The organism is Jeotgalibacillus sp. ET6 (assembly GCF_029667115.1).
Taxonomy (GTDB): Bacteria; Bacillota; Bacilli; order Bacillales; family Jeotgalibacillaceae; genus Jeotgalibacillus.
In genome coordinates, this window is sequence record NZ_JARUIU010000364.1 from 1 (window position 1) to 230 (window position 230).

The 230-nt window shown below is 12.2% G+C and carries 1 protein-coding gene; it reads right to left on the reverse strand.

Going from position 1 to position 230, the window contains the following annotated elements:
• Window positions 1-201 (reverse strand): hypothetical protein (locus P6709_RS20725; RefSeq protein WP_278242697.1); only part of this gene is annotated, 201 nt, incomplete at its 3' end.
• Window positions 202-230: the final 29 nt, after the last annotated feature.

Sequence of the window (230 nt, forward strand, 5' to 3'; positions counted from 1 at the left end):
CGTATTTTGTTTTGTTTTTATTTTAATTTTTTTATTTTGTTTTTTTTCTTTATATATTTTTTTTCTTTTATTTTGTTTTTGGTTTTTTTTTTTTTTTTTTATTATATTTGTATTTTTTATTTTTTTTTTTTTTTTTTTTTGTTTATATTTTAAATTTAATAATTTTTTTTTTTTTTTTTTAATCTCGTTTTGCCTCCTCATGGTTTTTTTTTATTCTATTTTTTTCACCG